27 protein-coding genes are annotated in these 26,858 nt (G+C 68.9%); 5 read left to right on the forward strand and 22 right to left on the reverse strand.

From position 1 onward, the window contains the following. Positions 1-4: 4 nt before the first annotated feature. From AC07RM_RS36840 to AC07RM_RS36945, 22 genes are all read right to left on the reverse strand, one after another. Complete coding sequence (locus tag AC07RM_RS36840; RefSeq protein WP_495337638.1) at positions 5-2,608, reverse strand: ligase-associated DNA damage response DEXH box helicase; 2,604 nt, start codon at positions 2,606-2,608, stop codon at positions 5-7. Further along, positions 2,605-4,260 carry an ATP-dependent DNA ligase gene (locus tag AC07RM_RS36845; protein WP_495337639.1) on the reverse strand — a complete coding sequence of 552 codons (1,656 nt, stop codon included), beginning with the start codon at positions 4,258-4,260 and terminating at the stop codon, positions 2,605-2,607. Before AC07RM_RS36845 ends, AC07RM_RS36840 begins: the two co-directional genes overlap by 4 nt. Beyond that, entirely contained in the window at positions 4,257-5,303 is a 1,047-nt protein-coding gene (locus AC07RM_RS36850) for a ligase-associated DNA damage response exonuclease (protein WP_495337640.1), read from the reverse strand. The genes AC07RM_RS36845 and AC07RM_RS36850 overlap by 4 nt, the downstream gene beginning before the upstream one ends. Positions 5,304-5,401: 98 nt before the next feature. Then, positions 5,402-5,947 carry a DUF3617 domain-containing protein gene (locus AC07RM_RS36855; protein ID WP_208510553.1) on the reverse strand — a complete coding sequence of 182 codons (546 nt, stop codon included), beginning with the start codon at positions 5,945-5,947 and terminating at the stop codon, positions 5,402-5,404. Between the two features lie 88 nt (positions 5,948-6,035). Further along, complete coding sequence (locus AC07RM_RS36860) at positions 6,036-6,743, reverse strand: phosphatase PAP2 family protein (RefSeq protein WP_495337641.1); 708 nt, start codon at positions 6,741-6,743, stop codon at positions 6,036-6,038. Between the two features lie 33 nt (positions 6,744-6,776). After that, the gene (locus AC07RM_RS36865; RefSeq protein WP_495337642.1) at positions 6,777-7,691 is read right to left on the reverse strand and encodes a hypothetical protein; all 915 of its coding nucleotides are present in this window, start codon (positions 7,689-7,691) and stop codon (positions 6,777-6,779) included. 2 nt (positions 7,692-7,693) lie between these two features. After that, positions 7,694-8,434: a hypothetical protein gene (locus AC07RM_RS36870; RefSeq protein WP_490876464.1), complete on the reverse strand. Its 741-nt coding sequence runs from the start codon at positions 8,432-8,434 to the stop codon at positions 7,694-7,696. 138 nt (positions 8,435-8,572) lie between these two features. Further along, a complete protein-coding gene (locus tag AC07RM_RS36875; protein ID WP_495337643.1) occupies positions 8,573-9,736 on the reverse strand; it encodes a Gfo/Idh/MocA family protein in 1,164 nt (387 codons plus the stop codon). Positions 9,737-9,820: 84 nt separating this feature from the next. Beyond that, positions 9,821-10,783 (reverse strand): substrate-binding domain-containing protein, encoded by a 963-nt coding sequence (locus tag AC07RM_RS36880; protein WP_495337644.1) that lies wholly within the window; start codon positions 10,781-10,783, stop codon positions 9,821-9,823. A gap of 67 nt (positions 10,784-10,850) precedes the next feature. Beyond that, complete coding sequence (locus tag AC07RM_RS36885; RefSeq protein ID WP_057593972.1) at positions 10,851-11,861, reverse strand: ABC transporter permease; 1,011 nt, start codon at positions 11,859-11,861, stop codon at positions 10,851-10,853. A 23-nt stretch (positions 11,862-11,884) separates the two neighbouring features. Beyond that, the gene (locus AC07RM_RS36890; protein WP_495337645.1) at positions 11,885-13,402 is read right to left on the reverse strand and encodes a sugar ABC transporter ATP-binding protein; all 1,518 of its coding nucleotides are present in this window, start codon (positions 13,400-13,402) and stop codon (positions 11,885-11,887) included. After that, positions 13,399-14,568 (reverse strand): ROK family protein, encoded by a 1,170-nt coding sequence (locus AC07RM_RS36895; protein WP_057593974.1) that lies wholly within the window; start codon positions 14,566-14,568, stop codon positions 13,399-13,401. Before AC07RM_RS36895 ends, AC07RM_RS36890 begins: the two co-directional genes overlap by 4 nt. A gap of 253 nt (positions 14,569-14,821) precedes the next feature. Next, positions 14,822-15,241: a F0F1 ATP synthase subunit epsilon gene (locus AC07RM_RS36900; protein WP_057593975.1), complete on the reverse strand. Its 420-nt coding sequence runs from the start codon at positions 15,239-15,241 to the stop codon at positions 14,822-14,824. A gap of 12 nt (positions 15,242-15,253) precedes the next feature. Continuing rightward, positions 15,254-16,654 carry a F0F1 ATP synthase subunit beta gene (atpD, locus tag AC07RM_RS36905; protein ID WP_203203954.1) on the reverse strand — a complete coding sequence of 467 codons (1,401 nt, stop codon included), beginning with the start codon at positions 16,652-16,654 and terminating at the stop codon, positions 15,254-15,256. 153 nt (positions 16,655-16,807) lie between these two features. Beyond that, on the reverse strand, positions 16,808-17,215 hold the full coding sequence (locus tag AC07RM_RS36910; protein ID WP_093350315.1) for a hypothetical protein: 408 nt from the start codon (positions 17,213-17,215) through the stop codon (positions 16,808-16,810). Positions 17,216-17,304: 89 nt separating this feature from the next. Then, positions 17,305-18,180: a F0F1 ATP synthase subunit gamma gene (gene atpG, locus AC07RM_RS36915; RefSeq protein WP_057593978.1), complete on the reverse strand. Its 876-nt coding sequence runs from the start codon at positions 18,178-18,180 to the stop codon at positions 17,305-17,307. A 21-nt stretch (positions 18,181-18,201) separates the two neighbouring features. After that, positions 18,202-19,755, reverse strand: a complete 1,554-nt coding sequence (gene atpA / locus AC07RM_RS36920) for a F0F1 ATP synthase subunit alpha (RefSeq protein ID WP_203203952.1) — start codon at positions 19,753-19,755, stop codon at positions 18,202-18,204. 50 nt (positions 19,756-19,805) lie between these two features. Beyond that, positions 19,806-20,336: a F0F1 ATP synthase subunit delta gene (locus tag AC07RM_RS36925; RefSeq protein ID WP_093350310.1), complete on the reverse strand. Its 531-nt coding sequence runs from the start codon at positions 20,334-20,336 to the stop codon at positions 19,806-19,808. A gap of 7 nt (positions 20,337-20,343) precedes the next feature. Continuing rightward, on the reverse strand, positions 20,344-20,814 hold the full coding sequence (locus AC07RM_RS36930) for a F0F1 ATP synthase subunit B (RefSeq protein ID WP_093350307.1): 471 nt from the start codon (positions 20,812-20,814) through the stop codon (positions 20,344-20,346). A 34-nt stretch (positions 20,815-20,848) separates the two neighbouring features. Then, complete coding sequence (atpE, locus tag AC07RM_RS36935; protein WP_057593982.1) at positions 20,849-21,112, reverse strand: F0F1 ATP synthase subunit C; 264 nt, start codon at positions 21,110-21,112, stop codon at positions 20,849-20,851. Between the two features lie 61 nt (positions 21,113-21,173). Then, positions 21,174-22,070 carry a F0F1 ATP synthase subunit A gene (gene atpB / locus AC07RM_RS36940; protein WP_093350304.1) on the reverse strand — a complete coding sequence of 299 codons (897 nt, stop codon included), beginning with the start codon at positions 22,068-22,070 and terminating at the stop codon, positions 21,174-21,176. 24 nt (positions 22,071-22,094) lie between these two features. Beyond that, positions 22,095-22,568 (reverse strand): ATP synthase subunit I, encoded by a 474-nt coding sequence (locus AC07RM_RS36945; protein ID WP_093350299.1) that lies wholly within the window; start codon positions 22,566-22,568, stop codon positions 22,095-22,097. A 126-nt stretch (positions 22,569-22,694) separates the two neighbouring features. Here AC07RM_RS36945 and AC07RM_RS36950 point away from each other — a divergent pair, with 126 nt between their 5' ends. Genes AC07RM_RS36950 through lipA form a run of 5 tightly spaced genes read left to right on the forward strand, consistent with a single transcriptional unit; the run spans position 22,695 to position 26,847 of the window. Next, a complete protein-coding gene (locus tag AC07RM_RS36950) occupies positions 22,695-23,591 on the forward strand; it encodes a D-amino acid aminotransferase (protein ID WP_495337646.1) in 897 nt (298 codons plus the stop codon). Then, positions 23,588-23,914, forward strand: a complete 327-nt coding sequence (locus AC07RM_RS36955) for a YbeD family protein (protein WP_093350292.1) — start codon at positions 23,588-23,590, stop codon at positions 23,912-23,914. The genes AC07RM_RS36950 and AC07RM_RS36955 overlap by 4 nt, the downstream gene beginning before the upstream one ends. A 13-nt stretch (positions 23,915-23,927) precedes the next feature. Beyond that, on the forward strand, positions 23,928-25,160 hold the full coding sequence (locus tag AC07RM_RS36960) for an MBL fold metallo-hydrolase (protein ID WP_495337647.1): 1,233 nt from the start codon (positions 23,928-23,930) through the stop codon (positions 25,158-25,160). Beyond that, positions 25,157-25,852, forward strand: a complete 696-nt coding sequence (lipB, locus tag AC07RM_RS36965; RefSeq protein ID WP_495337648.1) for a lipoyl(octanoyl) transferase LipB — start codon at positions 25,157-25,159, stop codon at positions 25,850-25,852. The genes AC07RM_RS36960 and lipB overlap by 4 nt, the downstream gene beginning before the upstream one ends. 11 nt (positions 25,853-25,863) lie before the next feature. Further along, positions 25,864-26,847: a lipoyl synthase gene (gene lipA / locus AC07RM_RS36970; protein ID WP_093350284.1), complete on the forward strand. Its 984-nt coding sequence runs from the start codon at positions 25,864-25,866 to the stop codon at positions 26,845-26,847. The last annotated feature ends 11 nt before the right edge of the window (positions 26,848-26,858 follow it).

Here is a 26,858-nt window from a genome sequence, read left to right on the forward strand (position 1 = left end):
AGCGTCAAGGCCGCCGCCGGCGTTCGCGCCGCGGCGCCGGCGGCCGGGCGGCGCCCTCCTGCCCGAAGGCCAGCGTGCTTCGCACGCGCTCCGCACCGCCCGCGGTCACGGCCCCGCCGGCCGCCTTCTCGAGCTGCTCGACCATGCGCGCGATGCGGTCGGCCACGTTCTCGTTCGACAGCTTCTCGCGGAACAGCTCGACCATCAGCGGAAACGAGAACGGCGTCGGCCGCTCGAGCGCGCGCAGCACCAGCTGCTGCGTGCCCATGCGCGCGAGGCTGGCGGCGAGGCGGCCGATCTCGAGCTCCTGCGACAGCAGCTCGCGCTCGGCCTGCGCGAGCAGCGCGTTGTCGGGGTCGTACTTGCGAAACACCTCCCAGAACAGCGAGGACGAGGCCTGCAGCTGGCGGCTGCTGCGCTTCTCGCCCGGATAGCCCTGGAAGATCAGCCCCGACACGCGCGCGATCTCGCGAAAGCGCCGCTGCGCGAGCTCGCCCGCGTTGAGCGAGGCCAGCACCTCGTGCAGCAGTGCCTCGTGCGCCTCTGCCGCGTCGCCCGCCGGCATGCCGAGCACCTCGGGCAGCCGCGCGGGCCAGTCGACCTCGCTCGCGCTCAGCAGTTCGAAGCCGTAGTCGTTGACCGCGATCGAGAAGGTGCGCGCCTCGTGCTGCGCCACGCGCCAGGCCAGCAGGCTCGCGAGCCCCAGGTGCACGTGGCGGCCCGCGAACGGATAGAGGAACAGGTGCCAGCCCTCGCGCGTCTTCAGCGTCTCGGCCAGCAGCGTTCGCGGCGTGGGCAATGCCGACCACCGCTGCTGCAGCTCGAGCAGCGGCCGCACGCAGCGCAGCTCGGGCGACTCCCACAGGCCCTGGTCGGCCAGCGCGAGCTGCTGCACCACCGCGTCGGCCAGCGTGTTCGACAGCGGCATGCGCCCGCCATTCCAGCGCGGCACCGCGGGCCGCTGGCCGCTGGCGCGCCGCACCCAGGCCGTCATGTCGTGGATGCGCACCAGCTCGAGCAGCCGGCCGCCGAACAGGAAGCAGTCGCCGGGCTTCATGCGCGCGACGAAGCCCTCCTCCACGCTGCCGATCTTCGCGCCGCCGAGGTACTGCACCGCCATGCTCGCGTCGCTCACGATGGTGCCGATGTTCATGCGGTGGCGCCGCGCGAGCCGCGCATCGGGCACGCGCCACAAGCCGTCGGCATCGGGCACCACGCGCTTGTAGTCGGGATAGGCCGCGAGCGAGGCGCCGCCCTGCGCGACGAAGTCCAGGCACCAGGCCCAGTGCTCGCGCGTGAGCCCGGCATAGGCGGCGGTGCCGCGCACCTCCTCGTAGAGATCGTCGGGCACGAAGCCGCCGCCGAGCGCCACGGTCACGAGGTGCTGCACCAGCACGTCGAGCGGCTGGTCGGGCGAATGGCGCGCCTCGATGTGCCCCTCGGCGATCGCGGCGCGCGCCGCCGCGCCCTCGACCATCTCGATGCTGTGCGTGGGCACGAGCGTGATGCGCGAGGGCCGGCCCGGCGCATGGCCCGAGCGGCCCGCGCGCTGCAGCAGCCGCGCCACGCCCTTGGGCGAGCCGATCTGCAGCACGCGCTCCACCGGCAGGAAGTCGACGCCCAGGTCCAGGCTCGAGGTGCAGACCACGGCCTTGAGCTCGCCGCTCTTCAGGCCCAGCTCGACCCACTCGCGCACCTCGCGGTCGAGCGAGCCGTGGTGCAGCGCGATGGTGCCGGCCCATTCGGGCCGCGCCTCGAGCATCGCCTGGTACCAGATCTCCGACTGCGAGCGCGTGTTGGTGAAGACCAGCGTGGTGCTGCTGGCCGCGATCTCCTCGAGCACCTGCGGCAGCATCGTGAGGCCCAGGTGGCCGCCCCAGGGAAAGCGCTCGGCGCGGCCCGGCAGCAGCGAATCGATGACCAGCTTCTTCGGCACCTGGCCCTGCACCAGCACGCCGTCCTCGTGGCCCAGCAGCGCATGCATCGCCTCGTGCAGGTTGCCGAGCGTGGCCGACATGCCCCAGACCGCGAGCCCCGCGTTCCAGCGCCGAAGCCGCGCGAGCGCGAGCTGCACCTGCACGCCGCGCTTGTTGCCGAGCAGCTCGTGCCACTCGTCGACCACCACCATCCTCACCTGGCCCAGCACCTCGCTGGCATCGGCGCGCGCGAGCAGCAGCGACAGGCTCTCGGGCGTGGTGACCAGCACCGTGGGCAGGCGCGTGTTCTGCGCGCTGCGCTCGGCCGAGGAGGTGTCGCCGCTGCGCGCGCCTGCGCTCCAGGGCTGCACGCCGGCACCGAGCGCTTCCAGCGGCTGCTGGAGCGCGCGCAGCGTGTCGGCCGCGAGCGCGCGCATCGGCGTGAGCCACAGCACGGTGAGCGGCGGCGGCGGTGCCGGCCGCGCGCCCTCCTTGCGGGGCCGCGCGGCCTGCGCATGGGCCAGCAGCGCGCCGAGCCACACGGCGTAGGTCTTGCCCGCGCCGGTGGTCGCATGCAGCAGGCCCGAGCGGCCCTGCGCCACGGCCTTCCAGACCTCGCGCTGGAACTTGAAGGGCTTCCAGCCGCGCGCGGCGAACCAGGCGTCGAGCGCCGCCTTGACCGCCTTGCTCATGACGGCAGCAGCGCGGCCAGCGTCTGCAGCGTGTCGGCCTCTTGCACCGGCTTGTCCTCGCGCCAGCGCAGCATGCGCGGAAAGCGCACCGCGATGCCGCTCTTGTGGCGCGCGCTGCGCGCGATGCCCTCGAAGCCCAGCTCGAACACCAGCGTGGGCTTGACGCTCTTCACCGGCCCGAAGCTCTCGATGGTGGTCTTGCGGATGACCGCGTCGACGCGCGCCATCTCGGCATCGGTGAGGCCCGAGTAGGCCTTGGCGAAGGGCACGAGCTTGCGCTCGGCCTGTTCGGGCGGGCCGTCCCACACGGCGAAGGTGTAGTCGCTGTAGAGGCTGGCGCGGCGGCCATGGCCGCGCTGCGCATAGACCAGCACCGCGTCGATGCTCAGCGGATCGATCTTCCACTTCCACCACACGCCCACGTCCTTGGTGCGGCCCACGCCGTACTGCGCGCTGCGGCGCTTGAGCATCATCCCTTCGACGCCCATGCTGCGCGCCGCCTCGCGCTGGCGCGCGAGATCGGCCCAGTCGGCGCCGGCCAACATCGGGCTCGGCAGCAGCAGCGGATGCGCGAGGCGCGCGACCAGCTCGTCGAGCAGCACGCGGCGCTCGGCCTGCGGCAGCGCGCGCAGGTCGCGGCCCTCCCACTCGAGCAGGTCGTAGGCCAGCAGCACCACGGGGATCTCGCGCAGCAGCTTCGCGCCCAGCGTCTTGCGGCCGATGCGCTTCTGCAGCTCGGCGAAAGGCTGCACCCGGCCGTCGCGCCACACGGCGATCTCGCCGTCGACCACCGTGCCGTCGGGCAGCGCCTCGCCGAGCGCCGCGAGCTCGGGGAAGCGCTCGGTCACCAGCTCCTCGCCGCGCGACCACAGCCACACCACGCCCGCGCGCTTCACGAGCTGCGCGCGGATGCCGTCCCACTTCCACTCGACGATCCAGTCCGAAGGCGGCCCTAGCGCCGCATCGAACTGCTCGAGCGGCAGGTTGAACGGATGCGCGAGGAAGAAAGGATAGGGCTGCCCGCTGGTCTTCTGGACCTGCTCGGCATCGGACTCGGGCGCGATCAGCGTGCCGTAGTCACCGGCCCGCGGCCGCGCGCCGATGTGGGTGTAGCCCATGAGCCGCTGCGCGACGCGCTTGGCATCGATGCCACCGACCGCCGCGAGCGCCTGCGTGACCTGCAGCTTCGAGACGCCGACGCGGAAGGCGCCGGTGATGAGCTTGAAGTAGACCAGCCGCTCCTCGGCCGCGAGCCGGCGCCACTGCGCGCGCAGCCTGTCGGCCAGCTCCTCGGGCGCCGCCTTCGCGGCCTCGCGCAGCGGCAGCAGGTGCTGCTCGACCCAGGCCGCGAGCCCGAGCTCGTGCGTTTCGCTCGGCGGCGGCAGCAGCAGCGCGATGGTTTCGGCGAGGTCGCCGACGGCCTCGTAGCTCTCGTCGAACAGCCACTCGGGCAGGCCCGCGGCCTCCTGCGCGAGCAGGCGCAGCAGCTTGGTCGGCACCAGCTGGCGCGGCTTGCCGCCCGCGAGGAAGTAGACGGCCCAGGCGGCATCGGCCGGATCGGCCGCGCGCAGGTAGCGCTGCAGCGCGGCCTGCTTGGCGAGGCTCGAGGTGCTGGCATCGAGCTCGCGGTAGAGCGCGGCGAAGTCCTTCATGCCGGCGCCGCCTCCCCGGCGGGCGGTGGCGCTTCCTGGTCGTCCTCGTCGCCGTACTCGGTCTTGAAGCCCTGCGCGTCGAGCCCGTTCTCCGACAGCCAGCGCACCATCACCTGCACGCTGCCATGGGTGACGAACACGCGCTCGGCGCCCGTGCCCGCGATCGCCTGCTGCAGCCCGGGCCAGTCCGCATGGTCCGACATCACGAAGCCGCGGTCGACGCCGCGCCGGCGCCGCGTGCCGCGCAACTGCATCCAGCCGCTCGCAAAGGCATCGGCATAGGTGCCGAAACGCTTCATCCACGGCGTGCCCTGCGCCGAGGGCGGCGCCAGCACCAGCGCGCGCTTCAGCAGCGCCGCGTCGACGCCGGGATCGGTGACGCGCAAGGTGGCCGGCAGCGCCACGCCCGCGGCGCGGTAGACGGCATTGAGCGGCTCGACCGCGCCGTGTACGACGATCGGCCCGATCGAGGCATCGACGCCATGCAGGATGCGCTGCGCCTTGCCGAAGGCATAGCAGAACAGCACCGAGGCGCGGCCGGCCTCGGCATTGGCGCGCCACCAGGCGTCGATCTCCGCGATGAGCTGCGCCTGCGAGGGCCAGCGGTAGATCGGCAGGCCGAAGGTGGACTCGGTGATGAAGGTGTCGCAGGGCACGGGCTCGAAGGGCGCGCAGGTGCCGTCGGGCTCGGTCTTGTAGTCGCCCGAGGCGACCCAGACCCGGCCGCCGTGTTCGAGCCGCACCTGCGCCGAGCCCAGCACGTGGCCGGCCGGATGCAGCGACACGCGCACGCCGCGGTGCTCGATCGCCTCGCCGTAGGGCAGCGTCTGCAGCGGGATGTCGGCGCCCAGGCGCGCGCGCAAGGTGCCGGCGCTGTCGGTGTGGGCGAGGTAGTGGCCGTGGCCGGTGCGCGCATGGTCCGAATGCGCGTGCGTGATGACGGCGCGCGCGACCGGCCGCCAGGGGTCGATGTAGAAATCGCCCGGCGGGCAGTACAGGCCCTCGGGGCGTGCGACGACGAGATCTTCTTCCTGCGCGGCCATGGCATGCCATCGTAGGCGCTCGCGGCCCGCGGCGCCTCGGCCCGGATGCCGCGAGGCGCCGTGGGCCGGCGCCTACCCGCCGTGCCTGTCCCGGATGCTCAGGGTTGCTTGCCGCGGCGCGCGGCCGTCATCTCGAGCACGTTCATCTTCATGCCGTTGGCCATCACCATGTCGCCGGGCTTCTGGCCGGCCTTGCAGGGGCCGACCCATTTCGCCTCGACGACGGCCATGCCTTCGCTGCGGCCCATCAGCGGCGGGCTGTAGCTCGACTTGCTTTCCACGCGATAGGCCGAGCCGAAGTCGCCGCTCATCACGGCGCGCGAGGTGGCGGTGGTGCTGCCGATCTTGCAGACCGAGTCGATCACCAGCTTGCCACCCTCGGCGCGCAGGTCCTGCTTCGAGCACAGGCTGCGGCCCATGCCCTGGCCCATCTCGCGCAGGGCCTTGTCGGTGGCCGCGTCGATGCACTGCTGCATGGTGTGGCTGCCCTCCTTCGCGCCGCTGCCGTCGTCGCTGCGCATCTCCCACAGGCCGGGCTTGCGCGCGGGATAGTCGATCGCCACCGCGGGCCCGGCGAGCACGGTGCAGGGCAGCACCGCGGCGAAGGCGGCGAGGAAGGCCAGGACGAGGGGAAGGGTCTTCATGGGGCGGCTCCGGGCGCGGCGTGTCGAAGGCTCGACGATGCCCCGGTTTGTACAGGGCGCCCCCGCGGCGCGGAATACCGCGATCGGTCTACGCCGCGCGGCCGGCCCCGGCGATGCCGCTCACGCTGCCCGCCGCCGCGCGCACGCGCGTGGCCAGCCCGAACACCACGCCCAGCACGAAGCCGCCGCCCACGTCGATCAGCACGTGCTGGCGCACCGCCATGGTCGAGTAGACGATGCCCGCGGCCCACGCGAGGTTGAGGCCGCGCAGCCAGGCGGGCGCGCCCACGCTGCGCAGCTGGCGCGCGAGCACCACGCAGGCGAACACCGAGAACGAGACGTGCAGCGAGGGAAAGGCATTGCCCGCCGAGTCCTTGGTCTTGAGGAAGTGCAGCGTGGTGCCGGGACTGGTGTCGATCGTGAAGTTGGGAATCGCCGTCGGCAGGCACCAGAACACGACGAGCGCGATGGTCGTCATCAGCGCGCAGGCCAGCGAGAACGCCGTGAGCTCGCGCCGGTCGCGCGAGAACAGCACCGGCAGCGCGATGTAGAGCCACAGCGACAGGTACACCGGCAGCAGCGCGGGCCAGAAGGCGACGAGCCGGTCGATCGGCGTGAGCGGCAGCACCCAGGCCTCGCCCGAATGCCGCATGACCCAGAAGTACAGCGGGAAGAAGCCGATGGTGGCGAGGGTGTTGCCGATCAGCTTGAGCGGCAGCAGCGTACGGCAGCGATCCCGCAACGCGCGCCGCCAGGTCGGCGCGATCGCGGCACTGCCAGCGGAGGAAGAAATCATGGATGCCCGTGGCTGGAGACCAGGGCAGCCACTTTACCCGGCCTTCGCGGTTATGGCCGCGCAGGCATCCGCGCCCGCCGCGAGCGGCACCGACATCAGGGTCTCCCTCAGCGTGAGCAGGACCCGGCGCGCGCACCGCTCGAACACCAGCGATGCGCGTTCGACCCGTTCCGTACCGCCCTCGAAATAGCGGAAGGTCTTCTGCGCCGCGGCGCCGGTGGGCATCGTCTTGTCGGCCATCGACACGGCGAGCTCGATCGACTCGCGCATCAATGCGCCGGCGACCGCGCGGAACGCGGCGCCGTTGTCCTTGCTCCAGTAGGCCACCGGGTCCGCTTCGGCCGTCGGCGCCGAGACGATCCGGACCACGCTCTCGTACGCCGCGGCGCCAGCCGAACCCGCGCGCCGCACGCTCACGACGTTGTCGAGCACCAGCGCCTGCTGGTCCTGCGTCAACGAGAACACGGGCGCGCTGTCGATCTGCCAGGCCTGGCCGTCGACACTCGCGGGCGCCGGCGCGCCCTGCGCCAGTTCGGCGTGCGTGTAGGCGGCCAGCAGCTTGCGATAAGGCACCAGCACCTGGTCGGCCTGCTCCTGGAGCTTGGCCTTCTGCGCGCTCTTGGCGGACTCGTTCATCAGGCCATGCACGAGCACCACCGCCAGCAGGCCGGCCGCGCTCGGCGCGGGATAGAGCATCGGAGCGGCACCGGTGCCTGCGGTGTCGAAGTTCTCGGCGCCCCTGAAGGCGACGGGATCGGTCGGCGGCAACCGGACCACCCAGCGCGGGGTCGCGGGCACGGGGGCCGGCGCGACCACGGCGTCGGCGGGCGGCGCGGCGGCCGTCTCGTCCTGCGCGAAGGCGCACGCGGCGCCCAGCACGGCGGCCGCGCAGGCCACCCGGCGGCCGAAGCGCCCGAGGGCGCGCGCCGCCACGAACGGATGCGCCATGCCTACTGGGCGCCGGTCGCCGGCGCTCCCTCCGGCACGGCCACGTCGGCCAGCGGCTTGAGCACGCTGTCGCGGCTCGCCTCGATGGCCTGGAAGTAGGCGTTGGTCAGGCCCGGGAACTTGGGCGGCTCGTCCCAGGTGGTACCGGCGGCACGGTTGATGTTGATCGGCAGGTACCAGCTGTAGGTGTTGGTCTTCAGGTCGACCAGGTACGCGGCGCCGGTGACCACGGCCTTGGGATCGCTGGTCGGCACGTACGACGCATAGGTGCGCACATAGCCCACCTGCGGCATGTCGATCACGAGCAGCTTGTCGACCGCATGCTTGGCACGCAGCGAGGCGAAGTCCTTGCGCGCGGCGGTCGGCACCTCGGTGCGGATGTCGGGCAGCGACTTGAGGTCGATGGCCTCCTTGATGACCGTGACCTCGACGTTCTTCTTGCGCAGCGCGGCCGCCACGTCTTCCTTCAGGGATGCGAGGTCATCGCGCGCCAGGGTCTCGGTGTGCTTGGTCAGCGCGGAGTTGGAAGCGCTGGCGAAGGCGTAGCACAGCAGGCAGTCCGCGCCGGGAAAGAAGGTGTCGACCTTCGGCAGCTCGGACATCGCCACGCCGACCTTCGCGCTTTTCGCGCTGCTCGAAGTCAGCGCGTCCTTGCCCAGGGGCACGGGTTGCTGCGGCTTGATCGCGCATCCACTCAGAAAAATGCCAAGCGCCGCCACAGCGGCGAACAGACGCCATCTCATGTTTCTTCTCCTCGGTTTTGTTGTTGACCCCGGGTGTAGCCCCGCAGCCGAGGAGACGGACTTCATGGAATCCGGCCGCCTCCCCGGCCGGAATTGTGACATTGTGTGAACGTCTTGCGAATCCCGCAGCCCCTCAGCTCACCAGGGCGTCCATTTCAGGTCGCTGCGTGCCGAGGCCACCGTGCGCTCGATGAAGCGCACGCCGCGTGCCCCGTCCTCCACGCGCGGGTAGTCGGCCTCGAGCGCATCGGCGCGCCGGCCTTCGAGGCGCGCGCGGATGTCGGCGGCGACGCCCGCGTAGACGTTGGCGAAGGCCTCGATGAAGCCCTCGGGATGGCCCGCGGGCAGGCGGCTCGCGCGGCGCGCCGATTCGTGCAGCCAGGGGGCGCCGCGCGTGAGCACGCGCAGCGGCCCGTCGTGCGGCAGGTGCAGCAGCCGGCTCGGCTGTTCCTGGTGCCACTCGAGCGTGCCCAGGGTGCCCGCGATGCGCACGCGCAGGTCGTTCTCGAGGCCGGTGCTGATCTGCGAGGCGATGAGCACGCCGCGCGCGCCACCCTGGTAGCGCAGCAGCAGGCTGCCGTCGTCGTCGAGCTGGCGGCCGGCCACGTGCGCCGTGAGGTCGGCGCACAGGCTCTCGATCTCGAGGCCGGTCAGCGTGGCGACGAGGTTCTCGGCATGCGAGCCGATGTCGCCGATGGCGCCGGCCGCGCCGCTGCGCGCGGGGTCGGTGCGCCAGTCGGCCTGCTTGTTGCCGGTGCCCTCGAGCTGGCTCGCGAGCCAGCCCTGGTTGTATTCCACGACCACCTTGCGCAGCGTGCCGAGCTCGCCCGCGCGGATCATCGCGCGCGCCTGCCGCACCATGGGGTAGCCGGTGTAGTTGTAGGTGACGCCGAAGACCGTGCCCTGCGCCGCCACGCTGGCGACCAGCGCATCGGCCTGCTCGCGCGTGTGGACCAGCGGCTTGTCGCACACCACGTGGAAGCCGGCCTCGACGAAGGCCCGCGCCACTGGGTAGTGCACGTGGTTGGGCGTGACGATCGAGACGAAGTCGATGCGCTCGCCGGCGGGCCGCTTCAGTTCATCGGCCAGCAGGGCCTGCCAGTCGCCATGGTTGCGCGCGTCGGCCAGGCCGAGGTCGGCGCCCGAGGCACGCGCCTTGGCGGGATCGGAGGACAGCGCGCCGGCCACGAGCTCGATCTGGGCGTCGAGCGCGATGGCCTTGCGGTGCACGCCGCCAATGAAGGCATCGCGGCCGCCGCCGACCATGGCGTAGCGCAGCTTGCGATGGGGGGTGTCGGTCATCCAACTCCTTGAGGTTCCAGAGACGGGGTTCCCCCTCCCCGCGGGGAGAGGGAGCGAAGCGATCGGCCGGCCGGCCGATCCCGTTCAGAACGGCGAGTTCGGGTGGTAGAAGTCCTTGGCGTTGTCCTTGGTGATCAGCACCGACGGGATGATCGTGGTCGCGGGCAGCTTCTCGCCCTTCAGGCGCGCCTCGGCCGTGAGCTTGATGGCGTCGTAGATGAACTTGGGCGAGTAGCTCACGTCGGCCGTGATGCGCTTGTCCTTGCCGTCCATGATGGTCTTGACCATGCCCTTGGCACCGGCACCGCCGAACACGATTCTGATGTCCTCGCGCTTGGCCTGCTCGATGGCCTTGAGCACGCCCACGGCCATGTCGTCGTCGGCGGCCCAGATGGCGTCGATCTGCTTGAAGCGCGTGAGGTAGTCCTGCGTGACCTTGAAGGCGTCGTCGCGGTTCCAGTTGGCGTACTTGGCGTCGAGCAGCTTCACGTCGGGGCTGTTCTTGAGCACCGCGTTGAAGGCGTCCATGCGCTCGTTGTCGAGCGTGGTCGCGATGCCGCGCAATGCCACCACGTTGCCCTTGCCGCCGAGCTGCTTGACGATGTACTCGGCCGGGATGCGGCCGAAGGCGGTGTTGTCGCCGGCCACGTAGGCGTCCTGCGCGCTGGTGTCGGTCAGGCCGCGGTCGACCACGGTGACGTAGGCGCCCTTGGCCTTGACCTGCGCGACCGGCTTGGTCAGCGCGGCCGATTCGAACGGGAACACGACCAGCGCGTTGATCTTGGTGACCGTCGACAGGTCCTGCAGCTGGTTGGCCTGCTCGGGCGCGTTGGCGGCGGTCTTGATCGTGATCTTCAGGTCCTTGTGTTCCTTCTCGAGATCCTTCTTCGCCTGGTTGGCCCAGTAGTTGATGCCGCCCATGAAGCTGTGGGTGGCGGCGGGGATCGAAACGCCGAGGTTGACCTTGTCCGCGGCGAGCGCGGGCAGGCTGGCGAATGCCGCGGCGGCCACGGCCGTGAGCGCGATGCGTCGGGTGAAACGGGTCATGCTGATGTCTCCTCTTGGTGGATGGAACGGAACGGGAAGGAACCAGGTGTGGCCACGCCCAACGGCGTCATCGCTTTCCTCGCTGGAGGAAGGCCACGATGATGATCACGAAGCCCTGCACCGCGGCATTCAGGTACACGCTGATGATGCTGGTGAGGTTCAGGATGTTGCTGATGACCGAGAGCAGGATCGCGCCCACCACGGTGCCGGTGATGCTGCCCGCGCCGCCCTTGAGCGCGGTGCCGCCGACGATCACTGCGGCGATCGCCTCGAGCTCCCACAGGAGGCCCGTGGTCGGCGAGGCCGAGCCCAGGCGCGGCACGTATAGCAGCGTGGCGATGCCCACGCACACGCCGAGCAGCACGTAGGTCAGGATCTTCACGCGGTCGACGTCGACCGCGGCGTAGCGCGCCACCTGCTCGTTGGAGCCGATGGCCTGCACGTAGCGGCCGTAGGCGGTGCGGTTGAGGATCACGCCGCCGACGATGGCCACGATGACGAACACCCACACCGGCACCGGGATGCCCGCGAGGCTCGCGTAGTAGACCGGCGCGTAGAGGTCCGACAGCTCGTTGTCGAGCGTGAGCGCGCCGCCGTCGGCGAAGTAGGTGAGGTAGGCGCGGAAGATGCCCAGCGTGCCCAGCGTGACGATGAAGGGCTCGATGCGGCCCTTGGTGATGAGCAGGCCGTGCGCGAGGCCGAACAGCGCGCCCAGCACCACCGCGAGCACGGCGCCGAGCATCACCGCCATCAGCGGCGAGCCGGTGGCCGGGCCGGCCCAGTTGATGAACATGATCACGCTGCCCGCGATCAGCGCGGCCATCGAGCCCACCGACAGGTCGATGCCGCCCGAGATGATCACGAAGCACATGCCGACCGCGATGATGCCGATGAAGGCGGTGCGCGTGAGCACGTTCATCGCGTTGTCGACGGTGGCGAAGTCGCCGTTGAGCAGGGTGCCGGCGATGCACAGCAGCACCAGGCCGATGACGGGGCCGAGGCCGTGCAGGTGCTCGGTCCAGCGCGCCTTGGGCTGGGCGCGGTGGGTGTCGGCGGTGGGTTCGGGGCTGTTGTTCATGGGGGCCGGGTGTGGGTCGTGGCTCAGTGCGCGCCGGTGGCGTGGGCGATGAGCGCTTCTTCGCTCAGGTGGTCGGCGTCGAGCGTGGCGACCAGCCGGCCCGCGCGCATCACCGCGACGCGGTGGCACAGGCCGATCAGCTCCATGAGCTCGGACGAGATGACGATCACGGCCAGGCCCTCGCGCGCCAGGCGCTGGACCAGGAAGTAGATGTCGCGCTTGGCGCCGACGTCGACGCCGCGCGTGGGCTCGTCGAGCACCACCACGCGCGGGCGCGGCTGCAGCACCTTGGCGAGCGCGAGCTTCTGCTGGTTGCCGCCCGACAGCGACGAGGCCCTGACCTCGAGCGAGCCGGCGCGGATGCCGTAGTCCTTGACCGCCTCGGCCAGCGCGCCGCGCTCGGCCTCGGGCTTGAGCCAGGGCGTGGCGTAGCGCTCGAGCGCCATCAGCGTGAGGTTCTGGCGCAGGCCGAAGTGCACGTGCAGGCCCTTGCCCTTGCGGTCCTCGCTCAGGTAGGTGAGGCCGTGCTTCGCGGCATCGCGCGGGCTGCGCCAGCCCTTGCCGTTAGGCACCGCGCGCCCGAGCATCTCGACGCTGCCGGCGGCGGGCCGCAGGCCCAGCAGGCCTTCGAACAGTTCGGTGCGACCGGCGCCGACCAGGCCCGCGAAGCCGAGGATCTCGCCGGGGCGCACCTCGAAGCTCGCGTCCCGTGCCCAGCCGGGCACGCTGAAGCCCTGCACGCGCATCGCGGGCGCCTGAGTGGCCGACACCGGATCGCGCGGCGGATAGAGGTCGGCCAGCTCGCGGCCCACCATCAGGTTGGCCATCTGCTGGCGCGTGACCTCGGCCGTGGGCGAGCGCGCGACGAAGCGGCCGTCGCGCATCACGATCACCTCGTCGGTCACGCGCTCGACCTCGTCGAGCTTGTGCGAGATGTAGACGATGGTCACGCCGTCGGCGCGCAGCTGCGCGATCAGCTTGAACAGGCGCTCGGTCTCGCCGGGCGTGAGCGTGGCGGTGGGCTCGTCCATCACCAAAAGGCGCGCGCGGCGCGCGATGGCCTTGGCGATCTCCACCAGCTGCTTCTCGGCCACGATGAGCCGGCGCACCTTGGTGCGCGGGTCGGCCTGCAGGCCGACGGCCACCAGCGCGGCGGCCGACTCGCGCTCCATCGCGACGTCGTCGAGGAACAGGCCCTTCTTCTTCTCGTGGCCGAGGAAGATGTTCTGCGCGATGCTCAGGTCCTCGGCGAGGTTGAACTCCTGGTGGATCAGCACGATGCCCAGCGCCTCGGCATCGCGCGAGCCGGCGAACCGCTTCGGCTGGCCGTTGATGCGCAGCGCGCCGCCCGTGAGGCCCTCGTAGCCCGAGAGGATCTTCATCAGCGTGGACTTGCCCGCGCCGTTCTCGCCGAGCAGGCCGTAGACCTTGCCGGGCGCGAGCGCGAAGCTCACGCCGTGCAGCACCTGCACCGGGCCGAAGGATTTCCGCACGTCGTCGAATTCGACGGCCACGCTGGTCTTGCTCTGCGTTTCGCTCATGGCGCGATCCCCCTCGCCTTGAGGCTCTGCTGCATCGCGAGCACGCCGGCGCCGATCAGGCCGCCCTGCGCGGCCAGCGGCGTGTACTGGATCTCGAGATGGCGCGTCGACAGCGCGAGCGAGCGCTGGTAGACGCTCTGCCGCACCGCCGCGAGGAACAGCGGGCCGATGCGCGTGATGCCGCCGCCGATGAACACATGCGACGGATTGAAGAAGTTGACGACCGAAGCCAGCATCTGGCCGATGAGGTTGCCCGCGCGCTGCACGATGGCATTGGCGGCGGGATCGCCGGCGCGGCTGGCCTGGCCCACGTCGAGGGCCTCGATGCGGCCCTGGCTGCGCAGCACTTCGGCGAGCACGGCGCTCTCGCCGGCCTCGGCCGCCTGCACCGCCATGCGCGTGATGGCGGGGCCGGCCGCCATCGCCTCGACGCAGCCCAGGTTGCCGCAGTGGCAGCGCGGCCCTTCCTGGTCGACGCAGATGTGGCCCACGTCGCCGGCCGAACCGGCGGCGCCGCGATAGACCTCGCCGTGGCAGACGATGCCGCAGCCGATGCCGGTGCCGATCTTGATGACGAGGAAGTTCGAGAGCGAGCGCTTGAGGCGCCAGAGCTCGCCGAGCGCCATCAGGTTGACGTCGTTGTCGACGAACACCGGCGCGGCATAGTCCTCGCGCAGGTAGTCGCGGATCGAGAAGCTGTCCCAGGCCGGCATCAGCGGTGGATTGACAAGCTGGCCGATCTCGAAGTTGACCGGCCCGGGCACGCCGATGCCGATGCCGAACACGTCGCGCGCCGTGCGGCCGCAGCGGCCCAGCAGCTCGCGCATCAGCGCGCGCACGCGCGCCAGCACGACCGCGGGGCCGTCGCGCACGTCGGCCGCTTCCTCGTGCTGCGCGAGCACCGTGAGGTCGGGCTGCAGCACGGCGACGCCGAGGCTGGTGGCGCCGATGTCGACGCCCACGAGCACGCCGAGGTCCGCATGGAGCTGGAGGTTTTCGGGGCGGCGTCCGCCCGAGGAACGCTGCAGGCCGGCTTCGGCCAGCAGGCCTTGTTCGAGCAGCCCGGCGATCAGCGCGTTGGCCTTGCTCTTGGAGAAGCCGAGCTCCTCCGCCATGGCATGGCGCGAACCGCCGGCCGACCAGAAGGTGGTCTCCAGCAAACGCATTTCGTCCGCAGTGATGCCGCTCCAGGGTGCCACGCGCGCTTGTCTCCGGTTCTTTATCGGGACCCGGCGGCATCGAGGCCGGCGGGCGAAGACGAATACTAGGAGCAGGGCTTCAGCCAGACAAGGCTGAACTTCGACCATATTCAGATCGAAGACGGCTGGATTCGACCTTGAGGATCAGGCCTCGCGCCGAGCCGGGACGAAAAAAAGCCGCCTCGGTGGGCGGCCTTCGGAAGCAGCAAGCCGCGCGGGCTTACTTCTTCTGGCGGTACTTGCGCAGCGCTGCGATCTGCGCGGCCATCACGGCCAGTTCCGATTGCGCCATCGCGATGTCGATGTCGCTCTTGGCGTTCTTCAGCGCTTCCTCGGCGGCGGCCTTGGCCTGGTTGGCCTTCTCGTCGTCGAGGTCCTTGCCGCGGATCGCGGTGTCCGACAGCACGGTCACGGCGTTCGGCTGCACTTCGAGGATGCCGCCGGCGACGAAGACGAACTCCTCGTTGCCGTCGGCCGTTTCGATGCGCACGGCGCCGGGGCGGATGCGCGTGATCAGCGGGGTGTGGCGCGGATAGATGCCGAGCTCACCGGCTTCACCGGGCAGCGCGACGAACCTGGCTTCGCCCGAGAAGATCGACTCTTCCGCGCTGACCACGTCCACATGAATGGTGCCTGCCATGGTGATTCCTTCTTAAGCGACCTTCTTGGCCTTCTCGAACGCTTCGTCGATGCTGCCCACCATGTAGAACGCTTGTTCCGGCAGGTGGTCGGCTTCGCCGTTCACGATCATCTTGAAGCCGCGGATGGTTTCCGACAGCGGCACGTACTTGCCGGGCGAGCCCGTGAACACTTCGGCCACGTGGAACGGCTGCGACAGGAAACGCTGGATCTTGCGGGCGCGGGCCACGGCGAGCTTGTCGTCGGGCGCCAGTTCGTCCATGCCCAGGATCGCGATGATGTCGCGCAGTTCCTTGTAGCGCTGCAGCGTGCCTTGCACCGAGCGGGCCACGTTGTAGTGCTCTTCACCGACCACGTTCGGGTCGAGCTGGCGCGAGGTCGAGTCCAGCGGGTCCACGGCGGGGTAGATACCGAGCGAAGCGATGTCGCGCGACAGCACCACGGTCGAGTCCAGGTGGGCGAAGGTGGTGGCGGGCGACGGGTCGGTCAAGTCGTCGGCAGGGACGTACACGGCCTGGATCGAGGTGATCGAGCCGACCTTGGTCGACGTGATCCGCTCTTGCAGGCGGCCCATTTCCTCGGCCAGCGTCGGCTGGTAGCCCACGGCGGAAGGCATGCGGCCCAGCAGTGCCGACACTTCGGTACCGGCCAGCGTGTAGCGGTAGATGTTGTCGACGAAGAACAGAACGTCGCGGCCTTCGTCGCGGAACGACTCGGCGATGGTCAGGCCGGTCAGCGCCACGCGCAGACGGTTGCCCGGGGGTTCGTTCATCTGGCCGTAGACCATCGACACCTTCGAGTTCGGCAGGTCGTCGAGGTCCACCACCTTGGCGTCCGACATTTCGTGATAGAAGTCGTTGCCTTCGCGGGTACGTTCACCCACGCCGGCGAACACCGACAGACCCGAGTGGGCCTTCGCGATGTTGTTGATGAGCTCCATCATGTTCACGGTCTTGCCCACGCCGGCGCCGCCGAACAGGCCCACCTTGCCGCCCTTGGCGAACGGGCACACCAGGTCGATCACCTTGATGCCGGTTTCCAGCAGGTCCTGCGAGGGCGACAGTTCGTCGTATGCGGGGGCCTTGCGGTGGATGGGAGCGGTCAGCTCCTGGCTGACGGGACCGCGCTCGTCGATGGGCGCGCCCAGCACGTCCATGATGCGGCCAAGGGTGGCCTTGCCGACCGGCACCGTGATGGGTGCGCCGGTGTTGGTCACGATGAGGCCGCGGCGCAGGCCGTCCGACGAGCCCAGCGCAATCGTGCGCACCACGCCATCGCCGAGCTGTTGTTGCACTTCGAGGGTCAGCGCGCTGCCTTCGAACTTCAAGGCGTCGTACACCTTGGGCATCTGGTCACGCGGGAACTCCACGTCGACCACGGCGCCGATACATTGGACAATTTTTCCTTCAGCCATGGCGTTTCCTTCTGGATGGATTCTCAATAAATTTGCGACAGGTTCTTGCAGAAGCGTCCTGGTGCCAATGCGGGCCGCTTTTGCAAGAATGCCGGCCGGGCCGGCATCCTCGAAGTCAATGACGATGCGTTCGAATTTCTGCGCTCGTCGTGCTCAGCACTTCATCGCCGTGGCTTGCGCGGCGAAAGCGTCCGACGCAGCCTTGCAGGCCTGGCCCAGGGCGGCCTTGTCGGCGCCCATCGAAGCCCAGGTCGCCTTGGTCTGATCGAGGCTGGCCTTCATCGCGTCGGCGGCGGCACCGCTTTGCGAGCTGACGCAGGCGCTGACCTTCGTCAGGTAGTCGTTGCACTCTTGCGGCAGGTCGGCGGCCGAAGCCGTCGGTGCTGCTGCAGCCGGTGCCGAGGCAGGCGCTGCCGGTGCCGCGGCGGGAGCCGAAGCAGCGGGAGCAGGCGCCGGAGCCGGTGCGGCCGCAGGAGCGGGCGCGGGTGCCGGTGCCTCTTCCTTCTTGGAACAGGCGGTCAGAGCGGCAGCCACGGCCACCAGAGCGAGAAATTTCTTCATTGAATCGAGTCCCCTTTTTTCTGAGCTGGGCCGTTGTCACCGGTCCGCGTACGGACCCGTGGGCAATGTGGCCCTGTGCATTGCCTCGATCAGACGCCCGCCGCTGCGGCCGCGCCCGACACGATTTCCGAAAGCTCCTTCGTGATGCCGGCCTGGCGGGTCTTGTTGTAGACCAGCTTCAGCTCGCTGATCACGTTGCCCGCGTTGTCGGTGGCGGCCTTCATCGCGACCATGCGCGCCGATTGCTCGGACGCCATGTTCTCGGCCACGGCCTGGTAGACCAGCGATTCCACGTAGCGCACCAGCAGCTCGTCGATGACGCTCTGCGCATCGGGCTCGTAGATGTAGTCCCAGGCGTGCTGGCCGCTCTCGACCTGCAGCGTCTCGGAAGCGAGCGGCAGCAGCTGCTCGACCACCGATTCCTGGCGCATCGTGTTGATGAACTTCGTGTAGCACAGGTACACGGCGCTCAGCTTGCCCTCGGCGTACGCGTCGAGCAGGACCTTGACCGGGCCGATCAGCTTGTCGAGGTGCGGCGTGTCGCCCAGCTGGGTGACATGCGACACCACGCGGGCGCCGATCCGGTTGAGGAAGCCCAGGCCCTTGTTGCCGATGGCGACCGCCTCGACCGCGTTGCCGGCCGACTGCTGCTCGCGCAGCTTGGCGGTCACGGCGCGCAGCACGTTGGTGTTCATGCCGCCGCACAGACCCTTGTCGGTCGTGACGACGATGAAGCCCGCGGCCTTGGCCTCGTTCTCCTTCATGAACGCGTGCGTGTACTCCGGATTCGCCTGGCCGAGGTTGGCCGCGATGTTGCGGATCTTCTCGCTGTAGGGGCGGGCGGCGCGCATGCGTTCCTGCGCCTTGCGCATCTTCGACGCGGCCACCATTTCCATGGCCTTGGTGATCTTCTTGGTGTTCTCCACCGATTTGATCTTGCCGCGGATTTCCTTACCAGCTGCCATGAGGATTCCTTTGGGGGTCGATCAGGCGAACGACTTCTTGAACGAGGTGATCGCCGCGTGCAGTTCGGCTTCCGAGTCCTTGTCGATCGCCTTGGCCTGTTCGACCTTGTCGAGCAGGGCCGCGTGGCTGGTCTTGAGGAACTGGTGCAGGCCGTGCTCGAAGGCCAGGACCTTCTTGACGTCGAGATCGTCCATGAAGCCCTTGTTGACCGCGAACAGCGACGCGCTCATCAGCGAGATGGACAGCGGGCTGTACTGGGCCTGCTTCAGCAGTTCGGTCACGCGGGCACCGCGGTCGAGCTGCTTACGGGTGGCTTCGTCGAGGTCGGAAGCGAACTGCGCGAACGCAGCCAGTTCACGGTACTGCGCGAGGTCGGTACGGATACCGCCCGACAGGCCCTTGATCGCCTTGGTCTGTGCCGACGAACCCACGCGCGACACCGAGATACCGGCGTTGATGGCGGGACGGATGCCGGCGTTGAACAGGCTGGTTTCCAGGAAGATCTGGCCGTCGGTGATCGAGATCACGTTGGTCGGCACGAAGGCGGACACGTCGCCGGCCTGCGTTTCGATGATCGGCAGCGCGGTCAGCGAACCGGTCTTGCCCTTGACTTCACCCTTGGTGAAGGCTTCGACGTAGTCGGCGTTCACGCGGGCCGCGCGCTCGAGCAGACGGCTGTGGAGATAGAACACGTCGCCGGGGTAGGCTTCGCGGCCCGGCGGGCGGCGCAGCAGCAGCGACACCTGACGGTAGGCCACGGCCTGCTTCGACAGATCGTCATAGACGATCAGGGCGTCCTGACCGCGGTCGCGGAAGTATTCGCCCATCGTGCAGCCCGAGTAGGCCGACACGTACTGCATGGCGGCCGATTCCGACGCCGATGCGGCCACCACGATGGTGTAGTCCATCGCGCCGGCTTGTTCGAGGGAGCGCACCACGTTCTTGATCGACGAAGCCTTCTGGCCGATCGCGACGTAGACGCAGGTCATGTTCTGACCCTTCTGGTTGATGATCGCGTCGATCGCCACGGCGGTCTTGCCGGTCTGGCGGTCACCGATGATCAGCTCGCGCTGGCCACGGCCGACGGGCACCATCGAGTCGATCGACTTGAGGCCGGTCTGCATCGGCTGGTCGACGGACTTCCGTGCGATCACGCCCGGTGCGACCTTCTCGATCACGTCGGTCATCTTGGCGTTGATCGGACCCTTGCCGTCGATCGGCTGGCCCAGCGCGTTGACCACGCGGCCGATGAGCTCGGGGCCCACCGGCACTTCCAGGATGCGGCCCGTGCACTTGACGGTGTCGCCTTCGGAGATGTGCTCGTACTCGCCCAGAATCACGGCGCCGACGGAATCGCGCTCGAGGTTCAGCGCCAGGCCGTACGACGGGACGCCGTCGGCCGTGGGCGGGAACTCGAGCATTTCGCCCTGCATCGCGTCCGACAGGCCGTGCACGCGCACGATGCCGTCGGTCACCGACACCACGGTGCCCTGGTTACGGATATCTGCGCTGACGCCAAGCCCTTCGATGCGGCTCTTGATCAGCTCGGAAATTTCTGCGGGATTGAGTTGCATGACTCTTTCCTTCTTTCAATAAATAGGGCTTACCGCGGCGACAGACCGCCTCAGGCGGTGAGCGCAGCTTTCATTTGTTCGAGCCGGGCCTTGACGGACATGTCGAGCACCTCGTCGCCGACCACGGCACGGATGCCGCCGATCAGCTCGGGGTCGATCGCGACGCTCGTCTTGAGCTTGCGACCGAAGCGACGCACGAGCGCCGCCTCGATGTCCTGCAGCGCGGCGCCTTCGATCGGGAAGGCGCTGTAGATCACCGCATCGGACGAACCGCTGCTGGCGTTCTTGAGGGCACGGAACTGGACCGCCACCTCGGGAACGGCCGCGAGGCGGCCGTTGTCGAGGACGGTGCGAAGGAAGTTCGTGCCGAGGTCCGGCAGCGGCTGGGACAGCAGGCCGGCGACCAGGCCGACGACCTGCTCGGGCGCGACCTTGGGATTGGCCGCGAACTGCAGCAGCTGCGGGTTCCCGACGACGGCGGCCAGCTGGTCGATCCAGCCGGTGGTGGCATCGAGGTTGCCGGCACTGGCCTGGAACAGCGCTTCAGCGTAGGGACGGGCAATGGTCGCGAGTTCGGCCATGTCGTCCTCAGAGCTCGGTCTTCAGGCGCTGGAGCAGGTCGGCATGGACGCCGGCATCGACTTCCTTGCGGAGAATCTGCTCGGCACCCTTGACGGCCAGCGCGGCAACCTGCTCGCGCAGGGCTTCGCGGGCGCGCACGGTCTGCTGCTCGGCCTCGTCACGGGCAGCCGCGACGATCTTGTTGGCCTCTTCGTTCGCACGGCCCTTGGCTTCTTCGATGATCTGCTGGGCGCGGCGCTCGGCGTCGGCCAGACGGCTGGCGGTCTCGGTGCGAGAAGCCGACAGTTCCTGTTCGACGCGCTGGTTGGCGGACTGCAGTTCGGCCTTGGCCTTGTCGGCGGCCGCCAGGCCCGCGGCGATCTTTTGTGCCCGGTCATCCAAAGCCTTCGCGATCGGCGGCCACACGAATCTCATCGTGAACAGCACGAGCAACAGGAAGACGATGGCCTGAACGAACAGGGTCGCGTTGATACTCACGGCAACACCTTTCTAGAGTGGCGTTGAAACCGGATTACTTCGGCAGGGCGGACAGGAAGGGGTTGGCGAACGCGAACAGCAGGGCGATGGCCACGCCGATCAGGAAGGCCGCGTCGATCAGACCGGCCAAGATGAACATCTTGGTCTGCAGGTCGTTCATCAGTTCGGGCTGACGGGCCGACGATTCCAGAAACTTGCCACCCATCAGGGCGATACCGATCGATGCACCGATAGCGCCGAGACCGACGATCAGACCACAGGCGAGAGCAACGAGACCGAGAACGTTGGATGCTTCCATGATGACTCCTTAGATTTAACTGGATGAATGCAAAAGAAAAAGAACGAAAGGGAACCGAGCCTCAGTGGGCCTCATGAGCCTGGCCCAGATAAATGAGCGTCAGCATCATGAAAATGAATGCCTGGAGCGTGATCACCAGAATGTGGAAGATCGCCCAGACAGTACCGGCAATGACGTGGCCCACTGGCAACAGCACTCCCGAGAACGACGCAGCCATCGCGCCGCCCATGAGCGCGATCAGCATGAAAACGAGTTCGCCCGCGTACATGTTGCCGAACAGCCGCATGCCATGCGACACGGTCTTGGCCACGTACTCGATGATCTGCATCAGCAGGTTGACGATGCCGAGGATCACGGCAAACGCGGGGTTCTTGCTGGTGCCGAACGGCGCGGTCACCAGTTCGTGCGCCCAGCCGCCGACGCCCTTGATCTTGATGCTGTAGAGCAGGCACAACAGCAGCACGGAGGTCGACAGGCCCAGCGTGGTGGACAAGTCGGCCGTGGGCACGGCGCGCATGTACGCGTGGTGCGGATCGTGGCCGGCAACTTCATGCAACTTCGCCCAGATGGCCGGCAGCAGATCCACCGGCAGCATGTCCATCGCGTTGAGCAGGAAGATCCAGACGAACACCGTGAGCGCGAGCGGCGCGATGAACTTGCGGCTCTTGGCGTTGTGGATGTTGGCCTTGGTCTGGTTGTCGACCATCTCGACCAGGATCTCGACCGCGGCCTGGAAGCGGCCCGGCACGCCCGACGAGGCCTTGCGCGCGGCCAGCCAGAGCACGAAGCAGCCCAGTGCGCCGATGATCAGCGCATACAGGACGGAGTCGAGATTGATGATGTTGAAGTCGACGATCGACTTCTGCACCACGGGATTGAGACTCCAGTCGACCTGCCAATGCTGGAGGTGATGAACGATGTACTCACTCGCAGTCGGTGCGTGTCCTTCGGCGGCCATCTTCAGCGTCTCTTTTTTAAACAGTCAAATCCGGTTCAACAACCTGGGCCGCACCACGAGCGCGATCCAGTACGTCTTCAGGGCGGCGATCACGCCAGCGACCAGCGCCAGCCAGTTCAGCCCTCCGACCAGCCATGGTGCCGCGACCAGCATGGCCACGGTCAGCACGATCTTGATCGACTCCCACACAAAAAACCTCAGCATGGCAGCGGACTGTGACACTGCTCCCGTTCCGCGCCGTACGCCTCGAACGAACAGCGCCGCCGGTACAGCCACCGCCATCGCTCCGTAGAGCGCCGACACGGCGGCGGACGACAGTCCAGTCCACACCCATGCAACTCCCGCCACGATCACTCCCAAGGCCACTTGGGCCCCGATCACCCACCAGGGCGACAGTTCGGGATTTTGCTCGCGCAGCCGCTGCGCCTCTTCGGGCGTGAGCGGCTCGAAATCAGAGATTTCGGCCTCGGGTTCAGCTTCAGGGGTCTTGGTTGTCATTTGGAATGCGACCCCTTGCCTACCGCGAATTCTACAAAGCCTCTGATTATAAGGACAAACCCGCGCCGATCCTGACATCTTGGGCGCACAAGCGACACCTTCGGCCCGGCGCTCATAATTTGCGCCATGCAATCCCTGCCCGCCACCCTGTGCCATCTCGATGGCGAATACCTTCCGCTGCGCGACGCGAAGATCAGCGTCCTGGACCGCGGCTTCATCTTCGGCGACGGCATCTACGAAGTGATCCCGGCCTACGACGGCCACCTGTTCTGCCTCGACGAACACCTGGCCCGGCTCGAGCGCTCGCTCGCCGAGGTCCGCATCCCGAACCCGCACACGCGCGAGGGCTGGCGCGCGCTGGCCGGGCGGCTGGTGGCCTCGGCGACCGGCGAAGCCAGCGTTTCGGTCTACATCCAGGTCACGCGCGGGGTGGCGCCGCGCGACCACGCGATGGTCCAGGGCATCGTGCCCACCGTCTTCGCGATGGTCAACACCCTCACCCTGCCCGGCGAGGCGGCGCGCACGGACGGCGTGCGATGCGTGACGGCCGACGAGTTCCGCTGGGCCAAGGCGCACATCAAGAGCACCAGCCTGCTGGGCGCGGTGATCGCGCGCCAGATCGGTGTGGACGCGGGCGCGACCGAGACCGTGATGTTCCGCGACGACTGGCTCAGCGAGGCCGCCTCGAGCAACGTCTGGGTGGTCAAGGACGGCACCGTGCTCGGCCCGCCGCGCGACAACCTGGTGCTGACCGGCATCCGCTACGGCCTGCTCGAGCGCCTGTGCGCCGAGCATGGCATCCCGTTCGCGCTGCGGCGCATCGCGCGCGACGAGGTGTTCGCGGCCGACGAGCTGATGATCTCCTCGGCCACCAAGGAGGTGCTGCCCGTGACGCAACTCGACGACCGGCCCATTGGCAATGGCCGACCCGGCCCCATCTACCAGAGCTTGTACGCGGCCTACCAGGAGGCCAAGCGACGCAACGCACAGGCGCAGCAGCCGCCACGAGGAGTATCCGCATGAGCACCGAACGTCCCGACACGCCCGCACCGGCCGCCGACGCGGCCGACGCCGTCACCGATCCGCGCAAGGATTCGCTGATCGAGTACCCCTCGCAGTTCCCGATCAAGGTGATGGGCGCGAAGGTCGACGGCTTCGTGCACGCGATCACCCAGATCGCCGAGCGCTTCGACCCGAGCTTCGACGCCACCACCGTCGAGCTGCGCGACAGCAAGGCCGGCAACTACCTCGGCGTGACGATCACCGTGACCGCCACCAGCCGCGAGCAGCTCGACGACATCTACCGCGCCCTGTCCTCGCACCCGATGGTCAAGGTCGTGCTCTGAGCACGGGCGAGCGATGCCGCGTTGTGCGCTGACACGCTGGCGGCACCTCGCGGCCGCGCTGTGCGCGGGCGGCCTGGCGGTGGCCTGCTCCACCGCCCCCAATCCCTATTACGACGCGAGCCGCCCGCATCACCGGAGCGACGGCTTCCAGGACAACTACGTCGAGTTCCAGCCCAAGAACTTCTTCATCGACGTGCTGGTGCGCTGGCAGATCCCGTCGTGGTTCAAGGGCCTGCCGAAAGCGCCCGAGGCGCCGCCGCCGGTGGTCAAGCCCGACCTCGCGCTGCTGCGCGCCAACGCCACGGCGCAGCCGATGCGCCCCACCGCCACCTTCATCGGCCATGCCACCGTGCTGGTGCAGCTGCCGACCGCGACCGGCGGCCTCAACCTGCTGACCGACCCGGTGTTCGGCGAGCGCGCCTCGCCGGTGTCCTTCGCGGGACCGAAGCGCTTCCAGCCGCCGGGCCTGGCGCTGGCCGAACTGCCGCGCATCGACCTGGTGCTGATCAGCCACAACCACTACGACCACCTCGACGAAGCCAGCGTGAAGGCGCTCGCGGCGCAGGCCGGCGGATCGCCGCTGTTCGTGGTGCCGCTGGGCATCGCGCCCTGGCTGGCCGAGCGCGGCATCGCCAACGCGGTCGAGCTCGACTGGTGGGACAGCCTCGAGCTGCCGCCCGGCACCGGTGCCGGAAGCGCCCCGCCGCAGGCTTCGCAGGTGCGCATCCAGCGCAACGGCGCGGGCCTCGCGGCCGCGACGGACGCCACCCAGGTCTTCCTCACGCCCGCCCAGCACTGGAGCGCGCGCGGCCTCGGCGACCGGCTGAAGACGCTGTGGGGCGGTTTCGCCGTGCTGTCGCCGAAGCTGCAGCTTTTCTATTCGGGCGACACCGGCTACTCGCGCGACTTCGCCGACATCCAGGCCCGCTTCGCGCCGCGCCAGGGTCCGGCCCAGGGCGGCGGCTTCGACCTCGCGCTGCTGCCCGTGGGCGCCTACGAGCCGCGCTGGTTCATGAAGGACCAGCACGTGAATCCCGAGGAGAGCGTGCGCATCCACCGCGAGCTCGGCGCCAAGCGCAGCCTGGGCGTGCACTGGGGCACCTTCGCGCTGACCGACGAGGCGCTCGACCAGCCGCCGCGCGACCTCGCCGCCGCGCTCCAGGCCCAGGGCGTGGCCGCCGACGATTTCTTCACGCTCGCCATCGGCGAGACCCGCACCCTGCCCGAGCGGCAGCCCCCACGATGAGCACCGACACCGCAGCGCCCCCCATCGCCCTCGACTGGCAAGGCCGCGTCGACTACGCCGCCACCTTCGCCGCGATGAAGCAGTTCACGCTGGAACGCACGCCCGACACGACCGACGCGCTATGGATTTGCGAGCACGCGCCAGTCTTCACGCAGGGCATCGCGGGCCGCCAGGACCACATCCTCAACCCCGGCGAGATCCCCGTGGTGCAGACCGACCGCGGCGGCCAGGTCACCTTCCACGGCCCGGGCCAGGTGGTGGCCTATCCGCTGATCGACCTGCGCCGCGCGGGCTACTTCGTCAAGGAATACGTCTACCGGCTCGAGGAGGCGGTGCTGCGCACGCTGTCGCATTTCGGCGTCACCGGCCACCGCGTGGCGGGCGCGCCCGGCATCTACGTGCGCCTGGACGACCCGTTCTCGCACGCCGCCCTCACCGGCCCGCGGCCCGAGCACGACCCGTTCCGCGGCCTCGGCAAGATCGCCGCGCTGGGCATCAAGGTCAGCCGCCACGCCACCTACCACGGCGTGGCGCTCAACGTCGACATGGACCTCGAACCCTTCTCGCGGATCAACCCTTGCGGCTACGCCGGGCTGCAAACGGTCGACCTTTCTACAATCGGCGTCCAATCCACATGGGAAGAAGCCGCCGCCGTGCTGGGCCGCAAGCTCGGTACTTTCCTGGCGCCTTGACGAGAACTCCAATGAGCACCACCGAAGTCGTCCGCGACGCCCAGAGCGCCGAAACCTACAACCCGCTGGCCAAGCAGAAGGCCGCGGCCAAGCTCTCGCGCATCCCCGTCAAGGTGATCCAGCAGGGCGAGGTGCTCAAGAAGCCCGAGTGGATCCGCGTCAAGGCCGGCAGCCCCACCACGCGCTTCTACGAGATCAAGCAGATCCTGCGCGAGAGCAACCTGCACACGGTCTGCGAGGAAGCGTCGTGCCCCAACATCGGCGAATGCTTCGGCAACGGCACCGCCACCTTCATGATCATGGGCGACAAGTGCACGCGGCGCTGCCCCTTCTGCGACGTGGGCCATGGCCGCCCCGATCCGCTCGACAAGGACGAGCCGCTCAACCTCGCGAAGACCATCGCCAAGCTGCGCCTGAAGTACGTGGTGATCACCAGCGTCGACCGCGACGACCTGCGCGACGGCGGCAGCCAGCACTTCGTCGACTGCATCAGGAACATCCGCGAGCTCTCGCCGATGACGCAGATCGAGATCCTGGTGCCCGACTTCCGCGGCCGCGACGACCGCGCGCTCGAGATCCTCAAGGCCGCGCCGCCCGACGTGATGAACCACAACCTCGAGACCGCGCCGCGCCTGTACAAGGAAGCGCGCCCGGGCAGCGACTACCAGTTCAGCCTCAACCTGCTGAAGAAGTTCAAGGCGCTGCACCCCGAGGTGCCGACCAAGAGCGGCATCATGGTCGGCCTCGGCGAGACCGACGAGGAGATCCTGCAGGTGATGCGCGACATGCGCGCCCACGACATCGACATGCTGACCATCGGCCAGTACCTGTCGCCGTCGGGCTCGCACCTGCCGGTGCGCCGCTACGTGCATCCCGACACCTTCAAGATGTTCGAGGAAGAGGCCTACAAGATGGGCTTCTCGCACGCGGCCGTGGGCGCGATGGTGCGCTCGAGCTATCACGCGGACCAGCAGGCGCACGCGGCCGGCGTCTGAGCCACGCGAGC

This window comes from Variovorax sp. GW821-FHT09B05 (assembly GCF_059418265.1).